The organism is Tessaracoccus flavescens, from assembly GCF_001998865.1.
Taxonomy (GTDB): Bacteria; Actinomycetota; Actinomycetes; order Propionibacteriales; family Propionibacteriaceae; genus Arachnia; species Arachnia flavescens.
The window spans coordinates 2,074,967-2,101,594 of sequence record NZ_CP019607.1; the positions used below are offsets into that span (position 1 = coordinate 2,074,967).

At 69.2% G+C, this 26,628-nt stretch carries 27 protein-coding genes, 1 tRNA gene and 1 pseudogene; 11 read left to right on the top strand and 18 right to left on the bottom strand.

Going from position 1 to position 26,628, the window contains the following annotated elements:
* Positions 1-22 precede the first annotated feature (22 nt).
* Positions 23-1,042, bottom strand: a complete 1,020-nt coding sequence (meaB, locus tag BW733_RS09870; protein ID WP_077350101.1) for a methylmalonyl Co-A mutase-associated GTPase MeaB — start codon at positions 1,040-1,042, stop codon at positions 23-25.
* Between the two features lie 226 nt (positions 1,043-1,268).
* Here meaB and cobT point away from each other — a divergent pair, with 226 nt between their 5' ends.
* Positions 1,269-2,573, top strand: a complete 1,305-nt coding sequence (gene cobT / locus BW733_RS09875) for a nicotinate-nucleotide--dimethylbenzimidazole phosphoribosyltransferase (protein WP_077350103.1) — start codon at positions 1,269-1,271, stop codon at positions 2,571-2,573.
* A gap of 60 nt (positions 2,574-2,633) precedes the next feature.
* Here cobT and BW733_RS09880 read toward each other — a convergent pair whose 3' ends face one another.
* The 6 genes from BW733_RS09880 to BW733_RS09900 all read right to left on the bottom strand — a co-directional run bounded on the left by BW733_RS09880 (position 2,634) and on the right by BW733_RS09900 (position 8,632).
* Positions 2,634-3,155, bottom strand: a complete 522-nt coding sequence (locus tag BW733_RS09880; protein WP_077350105.1) for a substrate-binding domain-containing protein — start codon at positions 3,153-3,155, stop codon at positions 2,634-2,636.
* 47 nt (positions 3,156-3,202) lie between these two features.
* Positions 3,203-3,508 (bottom strand): LacI family DNA-binding transcriptional regulator, encoded by a 306-nt coding sequence (locus tag BW733_RS09885; protein WP_077350107.1) that lies wholly within the window; start codon positions 3,506-3,508, stop codon positions 3,203-3,205.
* Between the two features lie 276 nt (positions 3,509-3,784).
* Entirely contained in the window at positions 3,785-3,940 is a 156-nt protein-coding gene (locus tag BW733_RS18270; protein WP_161490203.1) for a hypothetical protein, read from the bottom strand.
* A gap of 143 nt (positions 3,941-4,083) precedes the next feature.
* Positions 4,084-6,267, bottom strand: a complete 2,184-nt coding sequence (gene scpA / locus BW733_RS09890; RefSeq protein ID WP_077350109.1) for a methylmalonyl-CoA mutase — start codon at positions 6,265-6,267, stop codon at positions 4,084-4,086.
* Between the two features lie 2 nt (positions 6,268-6,269).
* Positions 6,270-8,141, bottom strand: coding sequence for a methylmalonyl-CoA mutase small subunit (mutA, locus tag BW733_RS09895; RefSeq protein ID WP_077350111.1), 1,872 nt, complete (start codon positions 8,139-8,141; stop codon positions 6,270-6,272).
* Positions 8,142-8,266: 125 nt separating this feature from the next.
* A complete protein-coding gene (locus tag BW733_RS09900) occupies positions 8,267-8,632 on the bottom strand; it encodes a bleomycin resistance protein (protein WP_077350113.1) in 366 nt (121 codons plus the stop codon).
* A gap of 38 nt (positions 8,633-8,670) precedes the next feature.
* Here BW733_RS09900 and BW733_RS19410 point away from each other — a divergent pair, with 38 nt between their 5' ends.
* Entirely contained in the window at positions 8,671-9,123 is a 453-nt protein-coding gene (locus BW733_RS19410; RefSeq protein WP_077350115.1) for a helix-turn-helix domain-containing protein, read from the top strand.
* On the opposite strand, the gene BW733_RS09910 is transcribed toward BW733_RS19410, so the two are convergent.
* Positions 9,107-10,281, bottom strand: a protein-coding gene (locus BW733_RS09910; RefSeq protein ID WP_237268146.1) for an IS3 family transposase whose coding sequence is annotated in 2 segments (ribosomal slippage) — positions 9,107-10,002 and positions 10,002-10,281 — 1,176 coding nt in all. Because the reading frame shifts where the segments join, the coding sequence is not laid out codon by codon here. The two genes, BW733_RS19410 and BW733_RS09910, sit on opposite strands and share 17 nt — an antisense overlap.
* 95 nt (positions 10,282-10,376) lie before the next feature.
* Between BW733_RS09910 and BW733_RS09915 the strand changes: the two genes are divergently transcribed.
* Both BW733_RS09915 and BW733_RS09920 read left to right on the top strand, forming a co-directional pair.
* A complete protein-coding gene (locus BW733_RS09915; protein WP_237268147.1) occupies positions 10,377-11,177 on the top strand; it encodes a group II intron maturase-specific domain-containing protein in 801 nt (266 codons plus the stop codon).
* Positions 11,178-11,356: 179 nt separating this feature from the next.
* Positions 11,357-11,602: a transposase gene (locus BW733_RS09920; RefSeq protein ID WP_202970169.1), complete on the top strand. Its 246-nt coding sequence runs from the start codon at positions 11,357-11,359 to the stop codon at positions 11,600-11,602.
* A 52-nt stretch (positions 11,603-11,654) separates the two neighbouring features.
* On the opposite strand, the gene BW733_RS09925 is transcribed toward BW733_RS09920, so the two are convergent.
* Positions 11,655-11,975, bottom strand: coding sequence for a tyrosine-type recombinase/integrase (locus BW733_RS09925; protein ID WP_237268148.1), 321 nt, complete (start codon positions 11,973-11,975; stop codon positions 11,655-11,657).
* A gap of 1,113 nt (positions 11,976-13,088) precedes the next feature.
* Complete coding sequence (locus BW733_RS09930) at positions 13,089-13,433, bottom strand: hypothetical protein (RefSeq protein ID WP_077350121.1); 345 nt, start codon at positions 13,431-13,433, stop codon at positions 13,089-13,091.
* A gap of 329 nt (positions 13,434-13,762) precedes the next feature.
* On the opposite strand from BW733_RS09930, the pseudogene BW733_RS19415 reads away from it, so the two are divergent.
* Positions 13,763-14,143 (top strand): annotated as a pseudogene (locus BW733_RS19415) (helix-turn-helix domain-containing protein); the annotation flags it as partial.
* A 71-nt stretch (positions 14,144-14,214) separates the two neighbouring features.
* Here the strand turns inward: BW733_RS19415 and folP are convergent.
* From folP to BW733_RS09950, 3 genes are all read right to left on the bottom strand, one after another.
* Complete coding sequence (folP, locus tag BW733_RS09940) at positions 14,215-15,102, bottom strand: dihydropteroate synthase (protein WP_237268149.1); 888 nt, start codon at positions 15,100-15,102, stop codon at positions 14,215-14,217.
* Positions 15,099-15,290 (bottom strand): hypothetical protein, encoded by a 192-nt coding sequence (locus BW733_RS09945; RefSeq protein ID WP_077350125.1) that lies wholly within the window; start codon positions 15,288-15,290, stop codon positions 15,099-15,101. The genes folP and BW733_RS09945 overlap by 4 nt, the downstream gene beginning before the upstream one ends.
* Positions 15,291-15,780: 490 nt before the next feature.
* Positions 15,781-16,203 (bottom strand): hypothetical protein, encoded by a 423-nt coding sequence (locus tag BW733_RS09950; protein WP_077350127.1) that lies wholly within the window; start codon positions 16,201-16,203, stop codon positions 15,781-15,783.
* Positions 16,204-16,317: 114 nt separating this feature from the next.
* Between BW733_RS09950 and xylB the strand changes: the two genes are divergently transcribed.
* Positions 16,318-17,745, top strand: coding sequence for a xylulokinase (gene xylB, locus BW733_RS09955; RefSeq protein WP_077350129.1), 1,428 nt, complete (start codon positions 16,318-16,320; stop codon positions 17,743-17,745).
* A gap of 214 nt (positions 17,746-17,959) precedes the next feature.
* On the opposite strand, the gene BW733_RS09960 is transcribed toward xylB, so the two are convergent.
* The 4 genes from BW733_RS09960 to BW733_RS09970 form a co-directional block, all read right to left on the bottom strand.
* Entirely contained in the window at positions 17,960-18,604 is a 645-nt protein-coding gene (locus tag BW733_RS09960) for a histidine phosphatase family protein (RefSeq protein WP_077350131.1), read from the bottom strand.
* A gap of 72 nt (positions 18,605-18,676) precedes the next feature.
* Positions 18,677-20,605: a glycosyltransferase gene (locus tag BW733_RS09965; protein ID WP_077350133.1), complete on the bottom strand. Its 1,929-nt coding sequence runs from the start codon at positions 20,603-20,605 to the stop codon at positions 18,677-18,679.
* A gap of 51 nt (positions 20,606-20,656) precedes the next feature.
* Positions 20,657-20,782 carry a hypothetical protein gene (locus BW733_RS19780; RefSeq protein WP_257787445.1) on the bottom strand — a complete coding sequence of 42 codons (126 nt, stop codon included), beginning with the start codon at positions 20,780-20,782 and terminating at the stop codon, positions 20,657-20,659.
* A gap of 74 nt (positions 20,783-20,856) precedes the next feature.
* Positions 20,857-21,561, bottom strand: coding sequence for a FadR/GntR family transcriptional regulator (locus BW733_RS09970; RefSeq protein WP_077350135.1), 705 nt, complete (start codon positions 21,559-21,561; stop codon positions 20,857-20,859).
* A gap of 208 nt (positions 21,562-21,769) precedes the next feature.
* On the opposite strand from BW733_RS09970, the gene BW733_RS09975 reads away from it, so the two are divergent.
* From BW733_RS09975 to BW733_RS09995, 5 genes are all read left to right on the top strand, one after another.
* Positions 21,770-23,161: a GntP family permease gene (locus tag BW733_RS09975; protein ID WP_077350137.1), complete on the top strand. Its 1,392-nt coding sequence runs from the start codon at positions 21,770-21,772 to the stop codon at positions 23,159-23,161.
* Complete coding sequence (locus tag BW733_RS09980; protein WP_077350139.1) at positions 23,161-23,685, top strand: gluconokinase; 525 nt, start codon at positions 23,161-23,163, stop codon at positions 23,683-23,685. The genes BW733_RS09975 and BW733_RS09980 overlap by 1 nt, the downstream gene beginning before the upstream one ends.
* A 56-nt stretch (positions 23,686-23,741) precedes the next feature.
* Positions 23,742-23,824 (top strand) — tRNA-Leu (locus BW733_RS09985).
* Positions 23,825-23,922: 98 nt separating this feature from the next.
* A complete protein-coding gene (locus BW733_RS09990) occupies positions 23,923-24,930 on the top strand; it encodes a hypothetical protein (protein WP_152024651.1) in 1,008 nt (335 codons plus the stop codon).
* A 277-nt stretch (positions 24,931-25,207) separates the two neighbouring features.
* A complete protein-coding gene (locus BW733_RS09995; RefSeq protein WP_152024652.1) occupies positions 25,208-25,576 on the top strand; it encodes a hypothetical protein in 369 nt (122 codons plus the stop codon).
* A 66-nt stretch (positions 25,577-25,642) separates the two neighbouring features.
* Here the strand turns inward: BW733_RS09995 and BW733_RS10000 are convergent, their stop codons facing one another.
* Positions 25,643-26,614 (bottom strand): acetylxylan esterase, encoded by a 972-nt coding sequence (locus tag BW733_RS10000; protein WP_077350145.1) that lies wholly within the window; start codon positions 26,612-26,614, stop codon positions 25,643-25,645.
* Between the last annotated feature and the right edge of the window lie 14 nt (positions 26,615-26,628).

Consider the following 26,628-nt stretch of genomic DNA (forward strand, 5'->3'; position numbering starts at 1 on the left):
CCCGGGTGCTCGACGGTCGCGCTCAACCCTGATCTGACGCCCAGGGGAGCGTGGCGACCGAGCGCGCGAAGGTGCGCAGGATCTCCTGAGCGCCCTCCAGTGCGGACAGCGACTCGTCGGCGAGTTGGGCCTCGACCCGCTCCGCCGTCGCGCGCACCTCCGGTGAGGTGCGCAGCGCCTCCATGAGCTCGTCGCGCACCATGTTCCAGAGCCAGTCGCGCTGCTGGTCGAGGCGTCGGGCCGCCAGCGTGCCCGACTCCTCGAGCTCGGCGCGGTGCTTCGTGACGGCGTCCCACACCTCGTCGAGCCCCGCGCCGGTGTACGACGAACAGGTCAGCACGGGCGCGCGACGCTTCGAGTTGTCGCTGGTGATCAGCTTCATCGCGATGCTCAGTTCGCGGGCCGCGACCCGGGCGGCCTGCTCGTTGTCGCCGTCGGCCTTGGTGATGGCGATCACGTCGGCGAGCTCGAGGATGCCCCGCTTGATGCCCTGCAGCTGGTCGCCGGTGCGTGCCACCTGCAGCATCAGGAAGGTGTCGACCATGCCCGAGACGGCGACCTCGGACTGGCCGACGCCCACCGTCTCGACGAGGATCACGTCGTACCCCGCTGCCTCGAGCACGAGCATCGACTCGCGGGTGGCGCGGGCGACGCCGCCGAGGTGCCCGCCGGAGGGCGAGGGACGGATGAAGGCGTCCTCACGCTGGGCGAGCTCGCCCATGCGGGTGCGGTCGCCGAGGATGGAGCCGCCGGTGCGCGACGAGGAGGGGTCGACGGCGAGGACGGCGACCTTGTGTTTCCGCTCGTCGATCAGCTTCATGCCCATGGCGTTGATGAAGGTCGACTTGCCAGCGCCGGGGACACCGGAGATGCCGACGCGGAACGCCCGGCCCGTCCGCGGCGCGATCAGCTTCAGCAGCTCGTGGGCCTCCGCGCGGTGCTGCGGTCTTGTCGACTCGACAAGGGTGATGGCGCGGGCGATGGCCGCCCGCGATCCGTTCCCGATGCCGTCGGCCAGTTCCTCGACATTCACCTTCCGCATGTCTTCGACTCTACCGTCAGGGCTGTCGCGGACGACGGCGCCTCCCCGTCGGGTGGGGAATCGGTCCCGCAAAGCCCGATGGCGGGTGCTCTCACCGCACGGTTCGCAACACCGCACGGCGGCTGCTTCGGCGTGGCGGCGGTGTGGGGACCCGTTCCGGAGCGCGGGTCGCCCGCTGATAGCCTCACAAGGCTCCAACAAGACCGACCCGACGGAGGCCGCCGCCATGTCCGACCTGCTCACCGACACGATCTCCGCCATCGAGGCGCCCTCGCCGGAGGCGCTTCGGCTGGCGCAGCAGCGGCAGGCGATCCTCACCAAGCCTGCGGGCAGCCTCGGGCTGTTGGAGAGGATCGGGGCCCAGCTCGCCGCCATCGCGGGCTCCTGCCCGCCGCCGGTGCCGGAGCGAGGCGTCGTCGGTGTCTTCGCGGGCGACCACGGCGTCTGCGCGCAGGGCGTCACGCCGTGGCCGCAGGAGGTCACCGTCTCGATGCTGCTCAACATGGCCGCGGGAGGGGCCGCGGTCAACGTGCTGAGCAGGCAGGCGGGCGCCTCGCTCGTGCTCACCGACGTGGGCGTCGCCTCCGACTATCCGGCGACCGACGGCGTCCGAGACCGCAACGTCGCCCGCGGCACCCGCGACATGTCGGTCGGCCCGGCGATGAGCCGTGACGAGGCGCTCCGCGCGCTCACCGTAGGCATCGAGACGGCCGATGAGGCGGTGGCAGCCGGGGCGGACATCCTGCTGACCGGGGAGATGGGGATCGGCAACACGACCGCCTCCAGCGCCCTGATCTCGGTCTTCACCGGCGTCGGCGTGGCCACCGTTACCGGCCGGGGAACGGGGATCGACGATGACGTGCTCGCCCGCAAGGTCGACGTGATCGAGGCGGCGATCGCGCTCAACGCCCCGGATGCCTCCGACCCCGTCCAGGCCCTCGCCGCGGTCGGCGGGCTCGAGCAGGCGGCGCTTGCGGGCTTCATCCTCGGCGCGGCGCGCAACCGGGTGCCAATCATCCTCGACGGCGTCATCGCCTGCGCTGCCGCCTGCCTCGCCGTCGCACTGGCCCCGGAGGCGGCGGGTTACCTGATCGCCGGGCACGCCGGTGCCGAGCCAGGCATCACCGAGGCGCTGCGCCACCTCGGGCTCGACCCGCTGGTCGACCTGGGGCTCCGCCTCGGGGAGGGGAGCGGGGCCGTGCTCGCGCTGCCGATGGTGCAGGCCTCCGCTCGGATCCTCTCTGAGATGGCGACGTTCGAGGACGCCGGGATCGACGCGGGCCAGCGCGGGGCTGATCCGGACGGTTCTGCCACAGACCCGGCGAGGAGGGCTAGCGTTGGGTGCATGTCTGATTCCGAACAACCGCAGGAGGAACGCCTCGATCCGAAGGAGGCGATGCGCCAGGCCCTCGAGCGCAAGAAGCAGAAGGAACACTTCTCGGCTTCGCACGGCGTCGACGCCGAGCGCGGCGAGGTGCACGCCCATGGGCAGGTCGGCGGGAAGCGAGAATTCCGCCGCAAGTCGGGGTAGTCCGAAGACCGTCACAGGGGCCGTCCGGAAGGGCGGCCCCTTCACCGTGTAGCGGTGGCCTCAGGCGCTCTCGCGCCACAGGGGAAGGGGGGTGACGGTGACGTGCTCGGAAGGCTCGGCCGTCCCGTCAAGGACCCGCTCGATCAGATCAGTGACCGCCTCGGCGAGGCCGCAGTGGATCACATCGAGACTCGACAGCGGCGGGACGGTCAACGACCCGAGCGAGAGGCCGTCGGTGCCGACGATCCGCACGTCTCCGGGCACGGCGAGCCCGTCGGCGTGGGCGGCCGACAGCGCGCCCATCGCCATCAGGTCGGTGAAGGCGACCACGGTGTCGGTCTCCGGGTGCTCCCGCATCAACTGCCGGAACCCGACCGCTCCCGCGTCGATGGAGCGCAGATCCATCTCGCACACGACGATCGCCTCGCGCGAGTCGGGCCCGGCGTGCCGCTCGTAGGCTCGGCGCCGGTCGGAGTGGCGGTAGTCGCGGGTGACCAGGTTCGTCTCGAGCAGGCCGAACCGCTTCGATCCGCGCTGCCGCAGGCCCTCGAGCAGGGTCTCGACCCCCGTGCCGAAGTCGATCGAGACCGAGTGGAGGCCCGGTAGCTGCGGGGCCTAGACGATCAGGATCACCGGGATGGCCTGCGTCGCCGTGACGAGCTCGAGCGGGTCGCTGTCGAAGTAGCCACCACGACGTCGACCTCCCCGGCGAGGCGCCGCGGCAGCTCGAGCGGCGAGGCGACCTCCTGCGAGGAAACGTTCATCTGCCACCCGCGGGCCGCGGTGAGACTCAGCAGTTCCGCGGTGAACTCGCTGTAGTAGGGGTTGCGGAACGACTCGACCACGAACCCGATGGCCCTCGTCTTGGTGTTGCTTGCCAGGTTCTTCGCGAACCGACTCGGCTGGTAGCCGGGCCGCCTGCTGGCCTCGAGCACCCTCTCCCGGGTCTGGGGGCTGATCCGTGGCGCGCGTGACCGTCTGCCTCGACCCCCCCACCTCGGCGGCGATGTCCTCGATCGTCACCCGTCGCTTCACTCCGCTCGTCGTAGTAGTCGGTGAACAGCGCGACGGCCGCCTCGCCGTCCTTGACGGCCGGGACGTTGGCAGCCGCGTCGTCACGGGCGGCGACCAGCAGCGCCTTGTAGTCCCCGACGGCCTTCGTGACCTGTGCCTTCTGCTCCGCGCCGGTTCCGGAGAGCGAGAGGGAGACGTCACCGAGGGCGTCGTCGGGCTCCTGCCACGCGGCCTCCTGTGCAGGTGGCCTTGGCGAACGCGGCGGGCTCGACGCCCCCGTACTCGGGTTCGCCCGCCCCGCACCCGGCAAGGGCGAGGCAGGTCACGGTCACGGTGATGGCTGGCAGGCGCACGTTTCTCCTCGGATCATCCGGCCGCGGTTCGCGACCGGAGCGGGCCACGATAGCCAGCGCTGGGGTCAGGGCGACGCGCGTTACGGCCAGACGCAGAAGGGCCCGGACGCGGTGTGCGTCCGGGCCCCCTTGCGGAACCGGTGTCAGTCGTCGAGCTGAGCCGTCAGCTTGGTCAGCAGATCGACGGCGGCCTCGGGGATGATCGTGCCTGGAGGGTAGATCGCGTCCGCGCCGGAGTTGCGCAGCTCCTCGAAGTCCTGGCTCGGGATCACGCCACCGACGACGATCATCAGGTCGTCGCGGCCGAGCTTGTCCAGCTCCTCACGCAGCGCGGGCACCAGGGTGAGGTGTCCGGCGGCGAGCGAGGAGACGCCGACCACGTGCACGTCGGACTCGACGGCCTGGCGTGCGACCTCCTCCGGCGTCTGGAACAGCGGGCCGACGTCGACGTCCATGCCGAGATCGGCATAGGCCGTCGCGATGACCTTCTGGCCGCGGTCGTGGCCGTCCTGGCCCATCTTCGCGATCAGGATGCGAGGACGGCGCCCCTCCCTGGTCTCGAACTCCTCGACCAGCTTCCTGGCCGCCTCGATGGTCTCGGACGAGCCCGACTCCTTGTTGTACACACCAGAGATGGTACGGATGTTCGCCGTGTAGCGTCCGTAGACCTTCTCGAGCGCGTCGGAGATCTCGCCGACGGAGGCCTTCGCGCGGGCCGCGTCGATGGCGACCTTCAGCAGGTTCCGGTCGGGATCGGTCGGGTCGGGGTTGGCCGCCGCCCACGAGACGCGTTCGAGCATCTCCTGGGTGACGGTCTCGTCCCGCTCGGCGCGAAGGCGCTCCAGCTTCGCGATCTGCGCCGCGCGCACCGTCTTGTTGTCGACCTTGAGCACCTCGAGCTCGTCCTCGTTCTCGAGGCGGTACTTGTTGACGCCGATCACCGGCTGGCGGCCGGAGTCGATGCGGGCCTGGGTGCGGGCCGCCGCCTCCTCGATGCGCATCTTCGGGATGCCTGCCTCGATGGCCTTCGCCATGCCGCCTGCCTGCTCGACCTCCTGGATCCGCTCCCACGCCTTGCGAGCGAGCTGTTCGGTCAGCTTCTCCACATACGCAGAGCCGGCCCACGGGTCGACCGTGCGGGTCGTGCCCGACTCCTGCTGCAGGAACAGCTGGGTGTTGCGGGCGATGCGGGCCGAGAAGTCGGTCGGCAGTGCGATCGCCTCGTCGAGCGCGTTCGTGTGCAGCGACTGGGTGTGGCCCTGCGTCGCGCCCATGGCCTCGACCGCGGTGCGGATGACGTTGTTGTACACGTCCTGCGCCGTCAGCGACCAGCCGGAGGTCTGCGAGTGGGTGCGCAGCGACATCGACTTCGGGTTCTTCGGGCCGAACTGCCGCACGAGGCGCGCCCACAGCAGACGCGCGGCGCGCATCTTGGCGACCTCCATGTAGAAGTTCATCCCGATCGCCCAGAAGAAGGACAGGCGGGGGGCGAACTGGTCGACGTTCAGGCCGACCGACTCACCCGCCCGGATGTACTCGACGCCGTCGGCGAGGGTGTAGGCCATCTCGATGTCGGCCGTCGCCCCTGCCTCCTGCATGTGGTAGCCGGAGATCGAGATCGAGTTGAACCGGGGCATGTTCGCCGAGGTGTAGGCGAAGATGTCGGCGATGATCTTCATCGACGGCTGCGGTGGGTAGATGTAGGTGTTGCGGACCATGAACTCCTTCAGAATGTCATTCTGAATCGTTCCGGCGAGCTGCTCGGGCTTGACGCCCTGCTCCTCCGCGGCGACGACATAGAGCGCAAGCACCGGGAGCACCGCGCCGTTCATCGTCATCGACACCGACATCTGGTCGAGCGGGATGCCGTCGAACAGCTGGCGCATGTCGAGGATCGAGTCGACGGCGACACCAGCCATGCCGACGTCGCCGGAGACGCGCGGGTGATCCGAGTCGTAGCCGCGGTGGGTGGCCAGGTCGAACGCGATCGACAGGCCCTTCTGGCCGGCCGCGAGGTTGCGCCGGTAGAAGGCGTTGGACTCCTCGGCGGTGGAGAAGCCAGCGTACTGGCGGATCGTCCACGGCTGGTTGACGTACATGGTGGCGTAGGGGCCACGCAGGAACGGCGGGATGCCGGGGGCGGTGTTCAGGAAGTCGAGGCCCTTCAGGTCGCCGTCGCCGTACAGCGGCGGAACCAGGATGTGCTCCGGGGTCTGCCAGCCGGCGGAGTGGCCGAAGTGGTCATTGCGGGCCTCGAACTCGGCGGCAGCGCCAGCGGGAACCGATGCGCCGCCCAGCTCGACATCTGTGAAACGGGGGATGGTCATGGTCAGGCTCCCAACTTGTTCAGGGTGTTGGTCAGCAGCTCGACGACGTCCATGCCGTCGAACACGTTGCCGTCGACGGCGTCCGCGCCGCCCTCGCCGAGCTCCTTGATCTGCCCGGCGACGAGGACCTCTTCCGCCCCGGCCTCGCGCAGCGCCTTCGCGACGGCGACACCCTGGTCGGCGTAGACCTTCGCGGAGGAGACGAGCACGACGACCTTTGCGTCGTTGTCCTTCAACTGGCGGACGTAGTCCTCGGGGGACGAGCCCTCGGCCAGGACGGTGGCGATGCCGCCGACGTGGTAGAGGTTCGACGTGAAGCCCTCGCGGCCGCCGAAGTCGCGGCGGGCGCCAAGGGCGGCGAGCATGACCTTCGGCTCGTTCCCAGCGGCGCGTGCCGCGTCTGAGCGGTCGCGGAGATCCTCGAAGACCTGCGAGTCGCGAACGGGCTGCAGACCTGCGAGCTCAGGCGCCTCGGGGCGGGCCTTCCGCTCGAGCTTCGCCTCGGTGTAGTTCGGGAACATCGAGACGCCGGTCAGTGGGATCTTGCGGGTCGCCAGCTGCTTGGCGCGGGCCGCGTTCAGCTCGTCCAGCTGGGCCTTGACGGTGCCGTCAGCCAGCGCCGCGGCGAAGCCCTCGGCGTCGAGCGCCTGGAAGATCGCCCACGCCTTCTCGGAGAGCTGCCTGGTCAGGGACTCGACGAACCACGAGCCGCCGGCGGGGTCGTTGACCCGTCCGATGTTCGACTCCTCGGCGAGCACGATCTGCGTGTTGCGGGCCACGCGGCGCGACATGTCGGTCGGCAGCCCGGCCAGCGTGTCGAACGGAAGCACCGTCTGGATCTCGGCACCGCCCGCCGCCGCAGCGAAGGTGGCGATGGTGCCGCGCAGGATGTTGACGTAGGCGTCGTCGCGGGAGATGACGCGCAGCGAGGTGACCGCGTGCTGGATCGCGCCGCGCCTCGACTCGGTGACGCCGAGGACCTCGCCGACGCGTGACCACAGACCGCGCAGGGCGCGCAGCCGGGCGATCGTGGCGAACTGGTCGGTGGTGGCCGACACGCGGAAGATGACCGAGCCGAACGCGTCGTCGACGCTGGCCCCGGCCTCGACGAGCGCGCGGACGTACTCGACGCCGACGGCGATCGCGTAGGCCAGCTCGTGCACGTCACCGGCACCGGCGTTGTGGTAGATCGTCGAGTCGACGACCAGCGGCGTGACGCCCGGCAGGCCGTCGGCCAGCTCGGCGGCCTTTGCCACGACCGACAGGTCGGCCGTGGTGCCCGCGAGGGCGGCGGCGCCGATCGGGTCGACGCCGAGGTTGCCTCGGATCGACTCGGCGTCCACGCTTGCGGCGCGGAAGGTCTCGGCCAGCTTCGTGGCGGCCTCGAGCTGCTGGGTGCGGCTGGTCACGTAGACCGGGGCCAGGTCCAGCAGCACGCCGTCCAGCACGTTCGCCAGGTCCTCGACGCGGACGGCATCGGGATCGACCCGGACGAACGCTGCGGTGTTGCCGCGCTCGAGGTCGTTCAGGATGTCGCGGCGTGCCTCGGTGACGTCGGGGTTCTCGTGCAGCTGCGCGACCTCCCAGGCGTCCATCTCGCCCGTGCGGACCGTCGTGCCGCGCACGAACGGCGCGACACCGGGGTAGCCGAGCTCCTCGACGCCGTCTTCAATGGTGTACAGCGGCTTGATCGTCAGCCCGTCGACAGTGGTGCTGGTCAGGCGCTTGTAGGCCTGATCGATGTCCAGCTCCCTGCCTTCGGGGCGCTTCCGGTTGAGGACTTTCAGAACCTCCTTCTCCCAGTCCTGCTGGGAGGGGGTGGTGAAGTCCGCGGCCAGGCTGATGTCGGCCGCACTCGTGGCTTGATCGCTCATCGCTCTCCGTCTTTCTCAGGGGTTCTCAACCCGGTAGCAACCCTAGACCAGGCGACTTTGGCCGATGCGGGAGGGTCGCGATAGGTCAGACCATAGCGCCGTGCTATGCGTCGCATGGGAGGTCCTCATCGACCGGGCTCCTCGATGAGGGTCAGCTGGGTTCCGTCGGGATCGACCAGGTAGCCGATGCGCAGACCCGACTCCTCGATGCGCGGACGGTGCAGCCTCGGCTGGCCTTGGCTGGAGACACGGACCCCCGCCGCGTGCACCGCCCCCCACAGTTCGTCGAGGTCGGCGACGCGCACCGTGCACTGGAAGTGGCTTGCCTTCGGCTCGAGTTCGGGATGGTGGAAGAACTCGAGGGTGAGCGTGCCGCGCGAGAGGATCATCCACGCCTCGTCGCGGTACCGCTCGACGAAGCTGAAACCTGCGTAGAAGTCGAGGGTGGTCGCCAGGTCGCGCGACGGGAGGTTCGGCATGGCCCTGTCCATCGTCCCTCCTGATGATCGCGCCCGTCAGGCCATCGTAGGTGGACGGCGGCACCCGCGGTGGCCGGCAGAGGGTTGAGCTGATCGACGCGCCGTGCTTCACGGCGCCGGTGAAGCTGTGGTGGCGGAAACGACGCTGGGTGTGTCCCGAGCCGATGTGTCCGGTGAACTCGTTCATGGAGCAAGACCCCGATGTGGCGCGACCCAGGGCGCTGCTCACCAGTCGCGCGACGTCGTGGGCGATCGGGCAGATCCGGCGGGAGAACGCCTCCGTTCAGGGGATGGCCCGGCAGCTCGGCTGCGCCTGGAGGACACTGTGGCGAGCCGTGAAACCGATCCTTGAAGCCGCCGCCGCCGACGAGGCCCGCTTCGCCGGGGTCACCTCGCTTGGCGTCGACGAACACATCGTGCGCCACGAGGCGCTGTTGTATCGGATGGAGGTGGGGGGTCCGCTGAAGGTTTGGTTGACCTCCGGGTTTATGCCGCCAGTGTAGCGGCTGGGTTCATGATGAGTTCGAACTCGATGGGGGTGAGTTTCCCGAGTCGGCGTTGACGGCGTTTGCGGTGGTACTTGCCCTCGATCCAGGACACGATGGCCAGGCGCAGTTCCTCTCGTGTGCCCCAGGATCGACGGTCGAGGACGTTCTTCTGCAGGAGCGCGAAGAACGACTCCATCGCGGCGTTATCGCCACATGCCCCGACCCTGCCCATCGAGCCACGTAGCCTGTGGCGCTTCAGCGCCTTGCGGAAGCGGCGCGACCGGAATTGGGACCCTCTATCGGAATGGACGATCACCCCAGCGGGCCGGCCTCGGTGGGCCACTGCCATCTCGAGCGCGTTGACGGCGATCCGGGCCTTCATCCGCGAATCGATCGAGTAGCCGACGATCCGGTTGGAGAACACGTCCTTGATCGCACACAGATACACCTTGCCCTCGCGGGTGCGGTGCTCGGTGATATCGGTCAGCCACACCTGGTTAGGCCCGTCAGCGCTGAACTGCCTGTTGACCAGGTCATCGTGAACCGGCGCGCCGGCCTTCTTGTAGCGAGTCTTACGCCTGGCGAACACCGACTGGATCCCGGCGACCCGGCACAACCGCCACACTCTGCGCTCGGACAACTCGTAGCCCAACTCAGCGAGGTCGTCTGCCAGCACCCGGTAGCCGCCCTCCGGGTCGTCGTTGTGAAGCTGATGCAGCACCGAGATGAGCTCTTGCTCCTCGGCCTCACGGGCTGACACCGGTTGCTTGAGCCACTTGTAGTAGCCCTGTTTGGAGAATCCCAGTATCCGGCACGCGACCGCCACCGGCACCCTGACCCGGGCACCGGCCGCGGCCATCTCCTTCACGAGCGGATAGATCATTTTGGGGGCGTGATGTGAGCCTGCGACAGATACGCCGCCGCGCGCCGTAGGACCTCGTTTTCCATCTCCAACTCCCGGATCCGACGCAGTGCCTGCGACATGTCCTTGCGCGCCTCTGGATCGGTGGTCGGGGTCATCCCATGGGACTTGAACCTCGCGTCACGGAGCCACGCCTGCAGCGTGGTTTTCGCCACTCCGAGGTCCTTGACGACCTGCTTTTGCGGGATACCCGACTCGACCAACGCGACCGCGTCGCGCTTGAACTCGTCGGTGTAGGTGATCTTCGGCATGGTTGCCATCCTTTCAGCACGACGCCCTCTCAGGAATCATGCGGTCTTGGAGTCAACCAAACCTTCGGCAGTCCCAGGCGTTCCTGAAAGCGGGAGTGCTCACCACGGTGGGCACGACCGAGGGGACGATCACCGGCACCCCACAGGGCGGGATCTTGTCCCCGCTTCTGGCCAACATCGCCCTATCAGTCCTCGATGACGAGTTCGCTCGCCGCTGGGACCATGAGATGGGCACGGCCGGAAAGCGGGCCTGGCGCCGTGACCACGGCAAGGCGTCCTACCGGCTGATCCGTTACGCCGATGACTTCGTCATCGTGGTGAAGGGCAGCCAAGAACACGCCGAGCAGTTGCGTCACGAGGCGGCAGACGTACTCGCCCCGATGGGGTTACGGCTGTCACCGGAGAAGACCCGCGTGGTCCACATCGACCACGGGTTCGACTTCCTCGGCTTCCACATCCGACGGATGCGGAAACGAGGAAGCAACAAGTGGTACGTCTACACCCTGCCCGCGAAGAAGGCCATCGCCTCGATCAAACAGCGGGTGAAGACCATGACCTACAGGCACACCCTGCACCGGGACCCGGGATACCTCATGGACTATCTCGGGCGGGTGCTGCGGGGATGGGCGAACTACTTCCGACACGCGGTGGCCAAAGCGACCTTCGCCGCGATCGACTCCTACACGTGGGAGCGGATCACGGCATGGCTACGCAAGAAGCACCGCCGACTCGGATGGCCAGAACTCCGCCGCAGGTACTGCCTGCCCGGAACCTGGCGCCTCGCTCACAACGGGAAACGGTTCACCGGCGCCGCGAGCGTCCCGGTGACCAGGTACCGCTACCGCGGCTACCACATCCCTACCCCCTGGGACCGGCCAGCTGTCACCACCAGCTGAACCAGCCCTCTCTCATGGAGAGCCGGATGCGGTGAAAGTCGCACGTCCGGTTCGGCGGGCGGCCTGGGGAAACGGACCGGGAGCAATCCCGACACCGCGCCCCAGGCCGACCCAACTGGCATCACGTTTCCACCCGCCCCGTCGACCAGGGCGGACGCGGCCCGAAGGAGTTCACCGGAATGGTCGATCTCACCCGCGACAAGGACGGACGCGTCCGGGCCCGGCTCCTCGATCTGGTCCCGGGCCGATCCGGTGAGGCCTACAAGACCTGGCTGCGTGACCGCGGCGACACGTTCCGCAAAGGCATCGAGATCGCCACCCTGGACCCGTTCCACGGCTACAAGAACGCCATCGACGACCAACTCGAAGACGCCGTCGCAGTCCTCGACGCGTTTTATGCCGAGGTCCTGGTTATGACGATGTGAGGGGGACGAGGCGGTTGTGGGGTGGGCTGAGGTGGCGTGGATGTCGGCATAATCAGAGGCCGTCGAGGAAGGCCAGGAGGGTGTCGTCGGTGACGGTGTAGCGTCCGGGGCTGGCGCCGGTGGGTCGAGTTCGTGCGAGGGCATCTTCTTTGGTCTTGATGTTGGCGTGGAGGTAGACCTGGGTGGTCTCGATGCTCTCGTGGCCGAGCCAGAGCGCGATGACGGTGCTGTCGATGCCCGCGGTGAGTAGCCTCATCGCTGCGGTGTGGCGCAGGACGTGCGCGGTGACTGTCTTCCCGGTGAGGGTGGGGCAGGCTGCGGTCGCGGCCGCCGTGTGGAGCGCGAGGCGTGCGGTGACAGCGTCGTGACTCATCCTTGTTCCATCGCGGGTCGGGAACACGAACGCGTCCGGTGACCTCCAAGCCGAGCTCATCGAGCCGACAGAACGAGGACAGGTCAGGGCAGGCGAACCCCGCCACAGGGGTAGCATCAGACACGTCGAGGTCTTCCAGATGGGCAGTGTGAGAACTTCCATCATCGGGAGACCTCGACCCCTACCCGGCCCGACGCGCCGAACAGCCCCCTACACCCTCATCTGTGATGAGCCCCGTTAGCGGGCGTCTCTCCGCCTGCGACTCGGCACCCGGCAGGGCCATATGATGACCAGCCGAGCCGGTCGCCTGCTTGTGCATGGATCCACACGCTCGAGTTCTGTGTCGTCGACGACCGTGCTCGTGGCTGACGGTGGAGCTATCTTCAGCATGGTGCGCACGACTCTGGACCTGGGTGTGAGAATCAGCACGCCAGCAGTTCCCCGCTCTATAGAACCAGGAAGCCCTCTCCCAACGGAGGGGCTTCCTCATTGTGAGCCTCGGGTGCTGTACTCGCGTCAGCCGCGCGTTGCCGTTCTCAGCTCGAACCTAGTTCCATTGGAGGGCATCGATGGCCGAGACAACCTCAGTACGGGGACTCAAACATGTGAGCTCCAAGGGGATCCAGACATGCACGGCCTGCCCGCTCGCGTTGACAGCAAAGAGATAGGGAAGAGTCACGTACTGCGCATTGCAGGAAGCATCCAGGTCTTGGGGTGTGTCTGGCAGGGCAAGTGCGTGAACTAGCGGTTCTGCGGCGTCTCTGGTTGAGAGTCTAGTGACTCCGCCATGGCCGTCGGGAACGCAAAGCACCCAACTGGACGGGAGGAACTCTGCTGGAAGATGCGCTCCGGGAGGGTTAGCCATGATGGTCGCATCGTCGGGGCAGGTTGCAGCATCGAGGATGTCAACTTCGCTGGGGTTTGGAACCGAGACGGACGCCGTGGGGCTAGGTTCGGTTGTCGCGTCAGGCACGGGGGAACACCCGGCCAGGAGAACCACTGTCAGCAGCAGTGCTCTCCCGGCTACCCGGGCCATAGGCTTAGCGGGTAGTAGGTGACGATCCGGTCAATCGGAACATAGAGCAAGTTGCGCTCCTCCTCAGCTATTTGGACCTAGCTAGTAGAACACGAGTTGCGTTGGGAGGCGGCGAGATCGCAGAACCCGGCGGGGGGTGTCCCTATGGTGTCTGTCAAGCTGCGACGGCTGGTCTTGGCTGGTAGTAGGTCCCGTTGCGGAGCATGGCGTGGAGGACATCGACCGGCCGCACCATGCCCCACGCGCTGCGACGCGTCGGCGGCGACGACGACCTCATCGTTCGTCAGCCCGCCCAGCAGGCCTCCCGGCCCCACGAGGCTGACGCCCTGCTCCTTCGCCTGCGCAAGCAGCTGCTCGGCGATCTGTTGCTGATCGATGATCTCTCCCGTCACAGGATCGATCATCTCGATGGTCTGGCTCATAGCCCTTCCTTTCGGTCAGGCCAGTCCCAGATCCACCGTTTTGCTGACAGTCCCCCAGTTTCCAGTGCTCCACAGCGTGAGCGTATCGGCCGACGATTTACCTAAATAGGGGGTCCTGTAGTTGGTCTCCGAGCGGGGAGCCGGCAGCTGCAGCGACGTCCAGGTCTTCGCCCTGGAGCGCGGCTTCACGGAGGGCGATCGCGCGACCCGCGCGCCGCGTTTGTCGCGGAGGGGTGATCCGATGGTGTGTCGTCGTTCGTGTCGATGCCGCCTGAATAATGACCCCCAGGTGCCGAGCGAAAGTTGACCCCCTCGGTCAGAGTGAGGGAGTGATCAGCGTGGAGGATTGGGCCGAGATCAGAAGGCTCCACAAGTCGGAGAAGATGGCGATCAAGGCGATCGCCCGCCAGTTGGGGGTGGCGAGGAACACGGTGCGGGCGGCGTTGTCCTCGGATGGTCCCCCGAAGTATGAACGAGCTCCTGCGGGGTCGGTGGTGGATGCGTTCGAGCCACAGATCCGGGCGTTGCTGTCGAGGACGCCGACGATGCCGGCCACGGTGATCGCGGAGCGGATCGGGTGGACGCGGTCGGCATCGGTGCTGCGGGCCAAGGTCGCCGAGCTGCGGCCGTTGTTCGCGCCGTCGGACCCGGCCGACCGGACCGAGTACCAGCCTGGGGAGATCGTGCAGTGTGATCTGTGGTTCCCGCCCAAGATCGTGCGGGTGGCTGCGGATGTTTGGGTGGCGCCTCCGGTGCTGACCGCGGAGGGGGTTTGTCTCCGTCAGCGGCCCCGGTCGCTGCGAGCGGGGGGCCGGTCGCCCCGGATCGACGCGACCATGTCGAGCACCCGCCTTGTCGCCCGGACGTCGTGTGCGCGGAACACCGTCGCACCCTGCCAGGCCGCGATGGCTGTGGCCGCGAGCGTTCCCTCCAGACGCTCGTCCGAGGGGAGGTCGAGCGTCTCGCCGACGAAGTCCTTGCGGCTGATCGCCTGCAGGACGGGGTAGCCGAGGTCGACCACGCGCGAGGTCTGTGCGACAAGGGTCAGCGAGTTGAGCGTCGTCTTCCCGAAGTCGAGGGTGGGATCGATCAGGATGTGCTCCTGCGGCAGCCCGGCGGCCTCCGCGCGCGCGGCTCCCTTCGACAGGACGCGGACCACCTCGTCGACGACGGCGTCGCCCGGGCCGTAGTCCACCCCGACCGGGTCGGTGCGGGGAGGAAGGCCGCCGGTGTGGGAGACGACATAGCCGACACCGTCACGGGCGGCGACGCCCAGCAGGTCGGGGTCGGCGCCCTGCCACGTGTCGTTGACGAGGTCGACCAGGCCGGAGCACGCGTCTGCCACCTCGGCCCGCCAGGTGTCGAGCGAGGTGAGCAGGTTCGGCAGGGCCTCGCGCAGCGCGGCGAGGACGGGGCGCACACGGTCGATCTCGGTGGCCTCGTCGACCCAGTCGCCCTCCTGGCCGGCGCGAACCCCGCCGACGTCGACGATGCTGACCCCCTCGTCGAGCATCGCGGCGGCCCGGGCGACGGCGCTGTCGACGTCGCCATGCCTGGCGGGGGCGTAGAACGAGTCGGGTGTCCGGTTGACGATGCCCATGACCGCGGGGCGTGCGGCGTCGAAGCGCTGGCCGCGCAGGATCAGGGGCGCTGGGGTCGGTTGGCTCACGCGTCGAGTCTGCCAGCCCCGGCGAACCGGTGGCGGATGCAGAGGGTGAACTGGACCAGGCTCGGGCCCTGGTTCGGGCCGGCGTCGGCTCCATCGTTGCGTCGCCTGCCCTCGCGAGCCAGTGTCGGCTGGTGACCCGAACGGTCGTCGGCGAACCGGTGGCGGGTGCAGAGGGTGAGCTGGGCCACGGCTCTACTGGTTGAAGGATCCGGCTGACGCTCGTCGCCGGCGATTGCAGGGGAAGCCGGCGGCAGACCGAGCGCAGCGAGACGCGAGCCGGTGACACCTGGGGCGGCGCGGATCGACGGGGAAGCGGAGCCCGCCGGCCGGCGTGGGTCGGGCAGGGGTGATGAGCACCTTTCCGGGTTCGTTTTCGCTATGCCGCCGCGAGACGGTGGAGGGCAAGTGCTGCGGCGAGCGTCTCTGGGCGATGCGGGTGGAGATGCGGCTTCGGGGCAGGCGACTCGTCGGTCTCGGTCGGGTCAACTGCGGGTCGGCGGCCGACCGACGAGCGTGATGCCGGAGGTCGTTCCGGTCGGCTCCGCGGGGATGTCGACCGTCGCTTGGCCATTGACATGCAAGGAGCGCTCGAAAGCCGGGGCCACCGCGCTCATGGCCGATGTCGGCCAGGAGTGCGAAACGCCGACTGCCCAGGCAGTCGGCGTTCGGGGCGTTCGGTCAGTTCGTGATGGCGTCCGGGCCCTCGGCCTGCAGTTCGACCAGGCGCGTGTTCACGGAGGCGAGCACCTCGGTGGTTTCGGCGTTCAGGGCCTTCATGGCCTTCCGCCGCGCCTTGCCGCTGTTGGCCGTCCAGGCCAGCTCGCCGCGCATCCGCAGCGCCTTGGCCTGGCGGCGCCAGCCGTCGGGCTCGGTGGCGTGGGGGAAGGTCTCCTCGACGGCGTTGGCCGCCGCGTCTATCGCGCCGAGCTTGGCGTCGAAGCGCAGCTTGGGGTTCTCGGAGTTCGTCGCTTCCTTCAGCTTGCCGATGGCCGAGTCGACGCTCTGCCCGATCTGCGGGTTCTCGCGCAGGGCGGTCAGCAGGGCGGCGGTGGTGGCGATGACGCCACCCGCGGTCTTGACGATGATGCTGAACTTGCTCACGTACTCCAGTGTAGGTGGGGGGCCTGTAGCGCGTGGCCGAGAACCGGCCCTGCGTTGGCATTCGCGCGCGGCACTCGTAGTATCGGATCAGCTTTAGTTGCAAGGAGGCACAAAATGGTGAAGGTGGCTGGCATCGACTCGTCGACGCAGTCCTGCAAGGTCGTCGTCGTGGACGGCGACACGGGGGAGATCCTAGCCTCGGGGCGCGCTTCGCATCCCGACGGCAGCGAGGTCGCGCCAGCAGCCTGGTGGGACGCGCTGCAGCAGGCCGCCTCGCAGGTCGACCTGAGTGACGTCGCCGCCGTGGCGGTCGCGGGCCAGCAGCACGGCATGGTCTGCCTCGACGCCGACGGCGAGGTGATCCGCGACGCGCTGCTGTGGAACGACACCCGTTCCGCGCAGGCCGCGGTCGACCTCGTCAACGACTTCGGCGACGGGGACGCGGAGGCGGGCGGACGCTGGTGGGCCGATGCCGTCGGCTCCGTGCCAGTTGCCTCCTACACCGTCACGAAGCTGCGCTGGCTGGCAGACAACGAAACCGACAACGCGGCAAAGGTGGCCGCCGTCGCGCTCCCGCACGACTGGCTCACCTGGAAGCTGCTCGGTACCGGACACCTCGAGGACCTGGTCACCGACCGATCCGACGCGTCGGGCACCGGGTACTTCGACCCGGTCAGCAACCAGTACCGACGCGACATCCTCGCCGCCGCGCTGCGCATCGACGAGGCCGCGGCCGAGAAGATCGTCCTCCCGCGAGTCGCCGAACCCGGCGAGGTGGTTGGGAAGGGCACGCTCGGAGGGGCGAGCTTCGACGTCGGGGCTGGCATGGGGGACAACGCGGGCTCGGCGCTCGGAATGGGGCTGAAGGCCGGCGACATGGTCGTCTCCATCGGCACCTCGGGCGTGGTGTGCGGGGTCTCCGAGACGCCGTCGCGCGACGCCTCGGGCCTCGTGTCAGGGTTCGCCGACGCGACCGGCCGCTTCCTTCCGCTGGCCTGCACCCTCAACGGCGCGCGCGTGCTCGATGCCACCGCGCGGACGCTCGGCGTCGACCACAACGAGCTCAGCGACCTCGCGCTCGCGGCCGACTCCGGGTCCGACGGGCTCGTCTTCGTCCCGTACATGGAGGGTGAGCGGACCCCGAACCTTCCCGACGCCACCGGAAGCCTGCACGGCCTGACCCTCACGTCGATGACGCGCGAGAACCTCGCCCGCTCCGCCGTCGAGGGCATCGTCTGCTCGCTCGTCGACGCCCTCGACTGCCTCGTCGACAGCGGCGCCCAGGTCGAGCGCGTGCTGCTGACCGGCGGCGCGGCCGCGTCGAGCGCGGTCCAGTCGGTCGCGCCGAGGCTGTTCCCGGTGCCCGTCGCGATGCCCGCCGCGGGGGAGTACGTCGCCCTCGGCTCTGCCCGCCAGGCCGCCTGGGCGCACTCGGGTGAGGCTGAGCCGCCGACCTGGAAGCTCGAGGTGACTGACCTGCCGAAGGGCGAGCCCGATCCCTCGGTCGTCGAGCGCTACCGCTCGGTGCGTCCCTGGAGCTGAGCTCGCTCGACCAGCGTTGCGGCCATCGTCCTTGACGTTCTGGTTGGCGAGGTCGAGCGGGTCCTCCCGTCGGCCGAGCCGCGGTGCCCTGTGGTGGCGCAGGCATGTGCACAGATCTACGGTGAGCGCGTTTCGTGCCAATAGAGGCACTGGTCGCGCTCACCGAAGGTTTGTGCCCGCCAACGCCGCCACGGCAGGTGGCGACGAGCTGAACTCAGGCCGGATCGGTGTCGTCGGGCTCGACCTCGACGATCGTCGGCTCGCCGACCGCAGGGACGACGTAGTTGCCCCAGCGCTCGATCTTCCAGCCGTCGGCGGTGCTGCCGTTGAGCACGATCCACTGGGTGTTCTCCAGCGGGTGCGCGTTGTCCATGCCGACGGAGGGGTCCTGCGTGATCGCCCAGACGCGGAGCGCGGCGCCGTGGCTGACCAGCGCGACGTGTTCGTGACCGGCCTCCTCGACCTTCGCCACCGCTGCGTTGAAGCGGGCGAGGAACTCGCGCGCCGTCTCGCCGTTCTCCAGGCCGACATCGAGGTTGTCCGGTGCCCACGACATCAGCACCTCGAGGTACTTTCGCCAGTCGGTGCTCATCTCCTCGACGCCGGCCGAGATCTCCTGGATGCCCTCGATCACGACAGCCTCCATGCCGCGGGACGCGGCGAGCGGGGCGGCCGTCTGCTGTGCGCGGGTCAGAGTCGAGGCGTAGAGCGCATCGATGCGTTCGTTCTCGAGGGAGGCGACCAGCGCCTCGGCCTGGCTCAGGCCGAGTTCATTGAGCGGGAGTCCGGGGTGGGCGGTGTCGAGCTGGCGGTTGACGTTGGCCTCGGTCTGTCCGTGGCGAATGAGAAGCAGACGCATGACCTCACCCTACCCGAGTGCCTCGGACGTCTTACCCGTGCCTGGGAGGGACCAAACCAGAGCGACCACGGGTCAGAGGTGACCGAAGCCCGTCCCGATCAGGCCGACCGAGGTGAGGATCGGTTCGCTCTGGCCGCCCGAGTGGGTGATGGTGGCGCCGTCGTCGTGAACGGTCAGCTGGGTGCGGTGGTGACGCAGCGCGCCGGCCACCTGCGGCAGGTAGGGCTCGAGGGCGAACCAGCGGTCTGCCTTGTCGCGGTGCGGGGTGAGCGCGGCGAACGGGAGGCCGAGCCGGGCGGCGGCCGCCTTTGCCACCTCGTTCATCCGGACGTGGTCGGGATGCCCGTAGCCGCCGTCATCGTCGTAGCTGACGACGAGGTCAGCCCCGATGTGACTCAGCCATGCCACCGCGTCGTCGGTCTCCTCAGCGAGGTCGGAAAGGGTCAGCGAACGCTCGCTCGCCCGGTCGCCCGGACCGGCCACGCCCTCGCTGATCCATTCCATCCCCGAGTCGAGGTAGCGGCGCGGGTCGCCGCCCTTCGCCCGCGCCGGTGGCATGCCGAGGTAGGCGTGGGAGCGGACCCCGAGCGCGGCCAGCGCGCCCGCCAACTCGGCCTCGCGGCGCTCCTGCAGTTCAGGGGTTCCCTCGAGCGGGGAAAGGGGACCTGGCACGACTCCGCCCATCTCGCCGCGGGTGGCGGTCAGGACGGAGGCCTCGAACCCCTGGTCGACCAGGTGCGCGATCAGCGCGCCGGAGGCGAGGGTCTCGTCGTCGGGATGGGCGTGCAGGAAGGCGATCCTGCGCACGGGGCCCGAGGCGATGGCGCGACGGTAAGCGGCGCGGGTCTGCTCGGCGACATGGGTCCAGCTCATCCGCAGGGAGCGGGAGCGGCCGGTGCGCGACATCTGCGCGCGCAGTTCCGGGTCGGCCAGGAGCGAAGATATGGCCTTCGCCCACGCTGCCGGCTCGTGGCTCGGAACCAGGACGCCGGTGTGCGTGTTGCACACCGCCTCGGTCAGGCCGCCCGCCGCCGCAGCCACGACCGGCACCCCGGAGGCCGACGCCTCCAGAGCGACGAGGCCGAACGTCTCCGAATGCGACGGGACAAGCATCAGCGAAGCGTGCCGCAGGATCCGCGCGAACGACTCCCTGTCCTGGCCGGGCAGGAACGTCACCTTCTCCGTGAGGCCGCGCTCGGCGACGAGCCGGTGCAACTGCGACTCGTAGTCGGCAAAGTCGGCCGAGGACTGCCCGACGACGACCAGTTCCGGGCGGTGCGCCTCCGGAAGCAGGGCGAGCGCCTCGATGGCGACATCGGGCGCCTTCAGGGGCTGCAGCCGTGCGGCGAACAGCAGGTAGCCCGCGGCGACGCCATCCGGCGTCCAGGACGATCCGGGTGCCGCCGGGTGGAACAGTTCGGTGTCGACGCCCGGCCGCACCACTACGACGCGCTCCGGGTCGGCCTGGCAGCGGCCGATCACGACGGCGGCCTCGTGGCGGGAGACGGCGATGATCAGGTCGGACTGGGTCGCGCAGACGATCTCGCCCTCGAGCCGCGCCGGGGACTCCGCGGGCTCGCCCTCGCGAAGGGAGGAATTGGGGTGTGCGGCGACCGAATGGAAGGTCATCACGTGCGGGATGCCTGCGGCCCTCGCGAGCGGGAGCGCGGCGACGCCGGACATCCAGTGGTGAGAGTGGACCACATCGAACGCGTCGAGCGGGCCGAGGTTGTCGCGGAACTCGTCGATGAACGCGTCGATATCACTCTTCGGCAGCGGCCTCGCGGGTCCCGCGGTGACGTGATGGACGACGAGGCCGTCGTCGAGGGTGACGGTGTCCGCCTGGTCCGGGCTGGAGCGACGCGTGAAGAACTCGACGTCGACCCCGATCGAACGCAGCGCGCCCGCAAGTGCGCGGATGAGCACGTTCATGCCTCCGGCGTCGGCGGTGCCCGCCCGCTCGGCGGGCGAGGTGTGCAGCGAGATGAAGGCGACGCGCATGCGTTGGAAGCTACCACCAAGCACCGAGGCCGCCGGCACCCTCGTCCGTGGTCAGAAGCCGACGCACCGGTCGCCGACGCGCACGCGCATCTGGCCGATCACCTGGCCGAGCCAGCCCGTGAACGCCCAGCCGTTCCGACACGGCGGGCCCTGCCCCGATACCGGCCCAGTGCTCACTGTCGCCACGCTTGAGTGTCTGCAGATTTCGCGGCGTCGTCAGCAGGCGTCGTCGCCTCAGTAGGGCAGCGGGCTCAGATGTCCTTGAGCGCCTCGCGGACCTCGACGACGAGCCCCCGCGAGTGCAGTTCGGCTGCCGCGCCGTCGCCGGCCGAGACCGCCCGGGCGAGCTCGACGTGTCGGTGCAGCGCCTCGCCCTGCGGGTGTGCGGGCTGCAGTCCGAGGTTCGTGCGCCCGATCAGGACCTCGGCGATGGCGTCCGAGAGGGAGGCGAACATGTCGTTACCGGAGGCCTCGAGCAACAGCGTGTGGAACTCGATGTCGGCGTCGAGAAACTCCTGCTGGTCTCCACGTCCACTCGAGCCCAGCTCGTTGAGGAGGTCGGCCAGTTCGACGAGGCGGCCGCGTTGCACATCGGTCGCACGCTCGGCTGCGTGCATGGCCGCCATCGGCTCGACGGCCGCCCGGAGCTCGGTCAACGTGCGCAACTGGGTGTCATGCCTGGCCGAGCGCAGCTGCCACGAGATCACCTTGGGGGAGAAGACGTTCCACCTGGCACGCGGGAGGACCCGGATCCCGATCCGCGGGCGGGCCTCGACGAGCCGGAGATCCTCGAGCGAGCGCATCGTCTCGCGCGCGACGGTGCGGGAGACGTCGAAGCGGTCGGTGAGGTCCTGGAGGGTGAAGGCCTTCCCCGAGGCGAGCGTGCCGTCGACGATCTCGACGCCGACGCGGTCGAGGACCGAGTCGGCGAGTGGGGCGATGCGTCCGCGAGACATGGGGACAGGGTACAGACACGCGATCCCGGTTGCCTCGCCCGTGCAGGGTCTTCTCGTCGAGGCCCATGCGGCCCTTGAGTGGACCATCGAAAGTCGTCGAATGCGGAGCGGTTTCCTCTGATCCCTTGCATTGGTGCTACCAAGCTGTAATGGTGTGATTATTCATTGAGGGTCACCGTCGGCCCTCCGGTACAAGGGAGTACTTCCAATGGAAGAGTGGACTCAGAGCCTCGGTGCGGGGCCGTTGCTGCTCATCGCGGGCGCCGCCATCGCCCTGATCCTGTTGCTAGTCATCAAGTTCAAGGTGCACGCGTTCCTGGTGTTGATCATCGTCTCGTTGGCAACGGCCATCGCGACAGGCCTTCCGATGAACGCCATCGTCAAGGTCATGATCGACGGATTCGGGGGAACCCTCGGATCGGTCGCCCTGCTGGTCGGCCTCGGCGCGATGTTGGGGCGCCTCGTCGAAACCTCCGGCGGAGCGCAGGCCCTCGCCGGCGCCCTGATCAGGGCTTTCGGCGAGAAGCGGGGGCCGTTGGCGCTCGGCGTCGCGTCGCTCATCTTCGGCTTCCCGATCTTCTTCGACGCAGGCCTGATCGTGATGCTGCCGATCATCTTCGCCGTCGCCCGCCGCATGAACGCGCCGGTCCTGCTCTACGGCCTCCCTGCCGCGGGCGCCTTCTCCGTCATGCACGTGTTCCTTCCCCCGCATCCCGGCCCGATCTCGGCGGCCGAGCTGTACCAGGCCAACACCGGCATCATCCTGCTGATCGGCCTCGTCGTGGCGCTGCCCACCTGGTGGGTGACCTGCTACCTGCTCGGCAAGTGGCTCGGCCGCAAGTTCCCGCTCCCCGTCCCCGACCTGCTCTCGGGCGGGCCGAAGGACGAGGACCAGCCGGTCAACCCGCCCTCGGCAGGCACGATCATCGCGCTGATGCTGCTGCCCGTCGCCCTGATCTTCCTCAACACCGGCCTCAACTTCGCAGGCTCGCTCGGCTGGGTCGACCCGGAGGCCCAGTGGGTCCAGGTGCTGCGCATGTTCGGCGAGACCCCCGTCGCCCTCCTGATCTCGGTGCTCGTCTCCTCGGTCGTGCTCGGCACCCGCCGCGGCAAGAGCGGCTCGGCCATCGAGAAGACGCTCGACAGCGCGCTTGGCCCCGTCTGCTCCGTCATCATCGTCACCGGTGCGGGCGGCATGTTCGGCGCCGTCCTGCGCGCCTCGGGCATCGGCGACGCCCTCTCCGGTGTGATGAGCGACCTCGGCGTCCCGCTGATCCTCGCCGTCTTCCTGATCGCGCTGATCCTGCGCATCGCCCAGGGCTCGGCCACCGTCGCCCTCGTCACCACCGCAGGCCTGATGGCCACCGCCGTCGCGGCAGCCGACCTCAACCCGATCCAGCTCGCGGCCATCGTGATCGCGACCGCGGCCGGCTCGGTGGCGGCCTCCCACGTCAACGACTCCGGCTTCTGGCTGGTCGGCCGCCTCATGGGCATGGACGTGGCCACCACCCTCAAGACGTGGACCGTGATGGAGACGGCGATCGCCCTGATGGGCTTCGGCATGGCCGTCGGCATCTACGCGGTGGCAGGGGCCTTCTGATGTCGGGCCCGGTGCACATCGTCGTGATGGGAGTGGCCGGAACCGGCAAGACGACCATCGCAGAGGGCGTCGCCGACTTCTTCGGCCTTCCCTTCGCCGAGGGGGATTCGTTCCACTCCAAGGCCAACAAGGACAAGATGGCCGCCGGGCACCCCCTGACCGACGAGGACCGCTGGCCCTGGCTGCGGTCGCTGCGCGACTGGATGACTGAGCACGCAGAGGAGGGGACGTCGACAGTGGTTGCGTGCTCCGCGCTGCGTGAGGCCTACCGCGACGTGCTGCGCGAGGCGCTGGGCGAGGTCTTCTTCGTCCACCTCGTGCTGCCCCCGGAGGTCAACGCCGAGCGCCTCGCCTCCCGCAAGGGGCACTACATGAAGTCGGGCATGCTCGACTCCCAGCTGGCCACCCTCGAGCCGCTGAGTGAGCGCGAGGACGGCGTGGAGGTGCTCAACACAGGCGCTCCGCGCGAGGTGATCGCCGAGATCAACCAACAGCTGGCCACGCGCTTTCCGCAGCTGGGCTGAATTGGCCCCGACGCCGGGCAGATGCTAGTGTTTGGCGTCGGGTCGCAAGGCCCACTGCGCGCGTGGCGGAATGGCAGACGCGCTGGCTTCAGGTGCCAGTGCCCGCAAGGGCGTGGAGGTTCAACTCCTCTCGCGCGCACGGTAGAACCCCAGGGAGACCTGGGGTTCTTTCGCGTTCAGGACCCTCGCAGCGCGACGCCGATTTGATCCTCTGGTGGCGCGACTGGGCTCGTGGTCATGCGCGAAGACGTGGGAAGGCAGCTGCCGAACCTGGTCGAGCTCGCCGAGGCGGGCGACGATCAGGCCGTGCGCCGCGCCCTCCTCGGCTGGTCGCCCGCAAAGCTCGTCTCCGCCACGGGCCAGGGGCGCAGGAGATACGGCGCGACCGGGGTGGGACGCGTCGACGGGTGCGGCATGGGGGTGTCCTGGCTGCTTGCCATCTCCTGGGACGGCCGGTGCCGCGAGGCCTCCGTCGTGCGGATGACCACCGACCGCTCACCGCTGGCCGACCGGATGCTCGCGCTGCTGCTCAGCGACCACGTCGAACAGGTCCGCCGGCGGGCCTGGCGGGCGGTCGAGCAGCGGCTCGACCCAAACCGGGCGGCCCACACGCTTCCTGTGCTGGTCGCGTTGCGGTCACGGCAACGCGGTAGGCAGGCGCTCGACGGCTATCGAGACCTGGTCGCCGAGCGGCTCGCCGTCGAACCGTGGCGGTTGGCCTGGCTCAGCGACGATCTGCCGACCCGGCGCTGGGCCGCAGAGGAGTGGCTGGCCACGGGGCCGACCCTGACCGAGGTCGTCGAGCGCCTGGAGACCGAGACCGAGCAGTACGTCGCCTCCACCTTCATCCGGCACGTCTCGCAGCAGGCGAAGGCCGCCGACTCGAGCCTGCTGCTCGCCTCCAGGCACGGTCGGCTCCGGGCGGACGGGGCCTGGCTCTCCTCCGACCCTTCCGTCCTCGAACGGCTGCTGGGTGACCGCTCCGCGCTCGTGCGTCGCGCGGCGCAGAGCAGGCTGGCCGCGCAGGGCTTCGACGTCGTGGGCTGGAATGAGCGCAACCGGAGCCAGTCGCGGGCCCTGAGGGCGCTGCGCGCGGCGATCGAGGTCGGTGTCGAGATCCCCGTCGACGACCTGCTCGACCTGGCCGAGGGCGACGACCCCGCCGACCGCAGGCGGAGCAGGTGGCGCGGATCGTCTCGCTGCTGGACCGACCACGGCTCGCCGGTGCGGCCGCCGCGGCCCTGAGGCAGATCCCAGGCTGGAGCTTCGACGAGCTCGCCCCCCGTTGGCGGGATGCCGGAACGGCCGACCGCCGTCGCCTCGCCCCGCTGCTCGCCAGCCGCGGCGGGTGGGACCGCGTCCGCGCAGCGCTGCTGGCGGCAGCCGACGGTGACCCGTGGCTGCGCGACTTCGGAATGAGGAACCTCGGTGACGCTCTGTCGCTCCAGCGCGATCCGAGCCCGCAGCAGCACGACCAGCTCGCGGACCTGCTCGCCGCGAGCGAGCTGCCAGGGGACCGGGTGTGCACTCTGCAGGAACGGCTCGACCTGCCCGTCGCCCCGTACCGGGGGAGCGGGGCGACGGATGGAACGACGCGGACGCCGCCGTCCTGCTGGCGCTCTCACGCAGCGGGAGGATGCTGCGCCCGAGCCTCGGACCCGTCGCGGTGCTCCGCTCGGCAGGCTTCGCGCTGGGTCGGCGCATCTCCCGGGAGTCGCTCGACGCGATCGTCGGGCGTCTCGTCGGGGTCGGCCTCGTCATCCCTCCGCGCGCAGAGGATTACGCCCTCACCGCCGACGGTCGCGCGCTGGTCAAGGGCCTGCGCCCCCACGCCCCCGGCGCGCTCGAGGCCGCGCGGATGCGGCTCGACGCCGTCGAGGCTCCTGCCTGACGCCGTCCGTACCCGGGCCCGCCGCCACCGCTCGGCGGGGGAAGCAGATGAGCAGCCGACCCAGTCCTAGCGGGCGAGGAGATCCTTCAGCCAGCGGATCTGACGCAGGCGCTGGCGGTAGGCGCCGCCCTCGTGGTCGTTGAACTCGTAGACCTCGACCGATTTCTCCGCCGCGTAGGAGTGGTAGGCGGCCATGACCGTCGACGGCGGGCAGATGGTGTCCATCAGCGCGACCGAGAACAGTGCACGCGACTCGGCGCGCTTGGCGAAGTTGACCCCGTCGAAGTAGCTGAGGGTGGAGAACACCGTCTCGGCGTTGTTGCGGTGGACCGAAAGGTAGCGGGTGATCTCCGTGTAGGGGTCCCGGTCGCAGATGTCGACGGCGCGACGGAAGTGACACAGGAACGGCACGTCGGGCATCACCGCGGTCAGGTCGGGCACGAGGCCGGCCACGGCCAGCGACACCCCGCCGCCCTGGCTGATGCCGTTGACGGAGATCGTGGCCGCGTCCACCCCCGGAAGCTGTCGTGCGGCCTCGGTCGCGCGCACCGCGTCGGTGAACAGTCGCCGGTAGTAGTACGTGGCGGGATCGTCGATGCCCATGGTCATCACGCCAGGGGTGTGGGGCACCGAGCCGTGCGGGTCGGGCGTGGCGCCGCCGGTTCCCCAGGAGGAGCCCTGCCCGCGGGTGTCCATCAGGAGATGGGCGAAGCCCGCGTTGGCCCACTGGAGGTGCTGGCCAGGCAGGTCGCGTCCGCCCCCGTAGCCGATGTACTCCACGACGACGGGCAGCGGGCCATCGCTGGCGGTCGGGGTGATCAGCCAGCCCGAGACCGGGTCGCCGCCGAATCCGGAGAACCGGATGTCGCGGATGTCGACCGACGTGAAGGGGTGCTCGACGGGGGAGAGGCGCAGATCGAGATCGTGTCCGCGCGCCTCGCTCAGCGTGGCGTCCCAGAAGGCGTCGAAGTCGTCGGGCTCGGCCACCTGCGGCCGGTAGGTGCGCAGTTCCTCAAGTGAGAGGTCGGAACGTGCCATGTGGGTGGTTCTCC

Excerpts from the sequence above, each read along its gene's own strand:
- meaB (WP_077350101.1), bottom strand. The coding sequence starts at position 1,042 with ATGCGGAAGGTGAATGTCGAGGAACTGGCCGACGGCATCGGGAACGGA.
- cobT (WP_077350103.1), top strand. The coding sequence starts at position 1,269 with ATGTCCGACCTGCTCACCGACACGATCTCCGCCATCGAGGCGCCCTCG.
- scpA (WP_077350109.1), bottom strand. The coding sequence starts at position 6,267 with ATGACCATCCCCCGTTTCACAGATGTCGAGCTGGGCGGCGCATCGGTT.
- mutA (WP_077350111.1), bottom strand. The coding sequence starts at position 8,141 with ATGAGCGATCAAGCCACGAGTGCGGCCGACATCAGCCTGGCCGCGGAC.
- BW733_RS09900 (WP_077350113.1), bottom strand. The coding sequence starts at position 8,632 with ATGGACAGGGCCATGCCGAACCTCCCGTCGCGCGACCTGGCGACCACC.
- BW733_RS09920 (WP_202970169.1), top strand. The coding sequence starts at position 11,357 with ATGGTCGATCTCACCCGCGACAAGGACGGACGCGTCCGGGCCCGGCTC.
- BW733_RS09925 (WP_237268148.1), bottom strand. The coding sequence starts at position 11,975 with ATGAGTCACGACGCTGTCACCGCACGCCTCGCGCTCCACACGGCGGCC.
- BW733_RS09930 (WP_077350121.1), bottom strand. The coding sequence starts at position 13,433 with ATGAGCCAGACCATCGAGATGATCGATCCTGTGACGGGAGAGATCATC.
- xylB (WP_077350129.1), top strand. The coding sequence starts at position 16,318 with ATGGTGAAGGTGGCTGGCATCGACTCGTCGACGCAGTCCTGCAAGGTC.
- BW733_RS09960 (WP_077350131.1), bottom strand. The coding sequence starts at position 18,604 with ATGCGTCTGCTTCTCATTCGCCACGGACAGACCGAGGCCAACGTCAAC.
- BW733_RS09965 (WP_077350133.1), bottom strand. The coding sequence starts at position 20,605 with ATGCGCGTCGCCTTCATCTCGCTGCACACCTCGCCCGCCGAGCGGGCG.
- BW733_RS09970 (WP_077350135.1), bottom strand. The coding sequence starts at position 21,561 with ATGTCTCGCGGACGCATCGCCCCACTCGCCGACTCGGTCCTCGACCGC.
- BW733_RS09975 (WP_077350137.1), top strand. The coding sequence starts at position 21,770 with ATGGAAGAGTGGACTCAGAGCCTCGGTGCGGGGCCGTTGCTGCTCATC.
- BW733_RS09980 (WP_077350139.1), top strand. The coding sequence starts at position 23,161 with ATGTCGGGCCCGGTGCACATCGTCGTGATGGGAGTGGCCGGAACCGGC.
- BW733_RS09990 (WP_152024651.1), top strand. The coding sequence starts at position 23,923 with ATGCGCGAAGACGTGGGAAGGCAGCTGCCGAACCTGGTCGAGCTCGCC.
- BW733_RS10000 (WP_077350145.1), bottom strand. The coding sequence starts at position 26,614 with ATGGCACGTTCCGACCTCTCACTTGAGGAACTGCGCACCTACCGGCCG.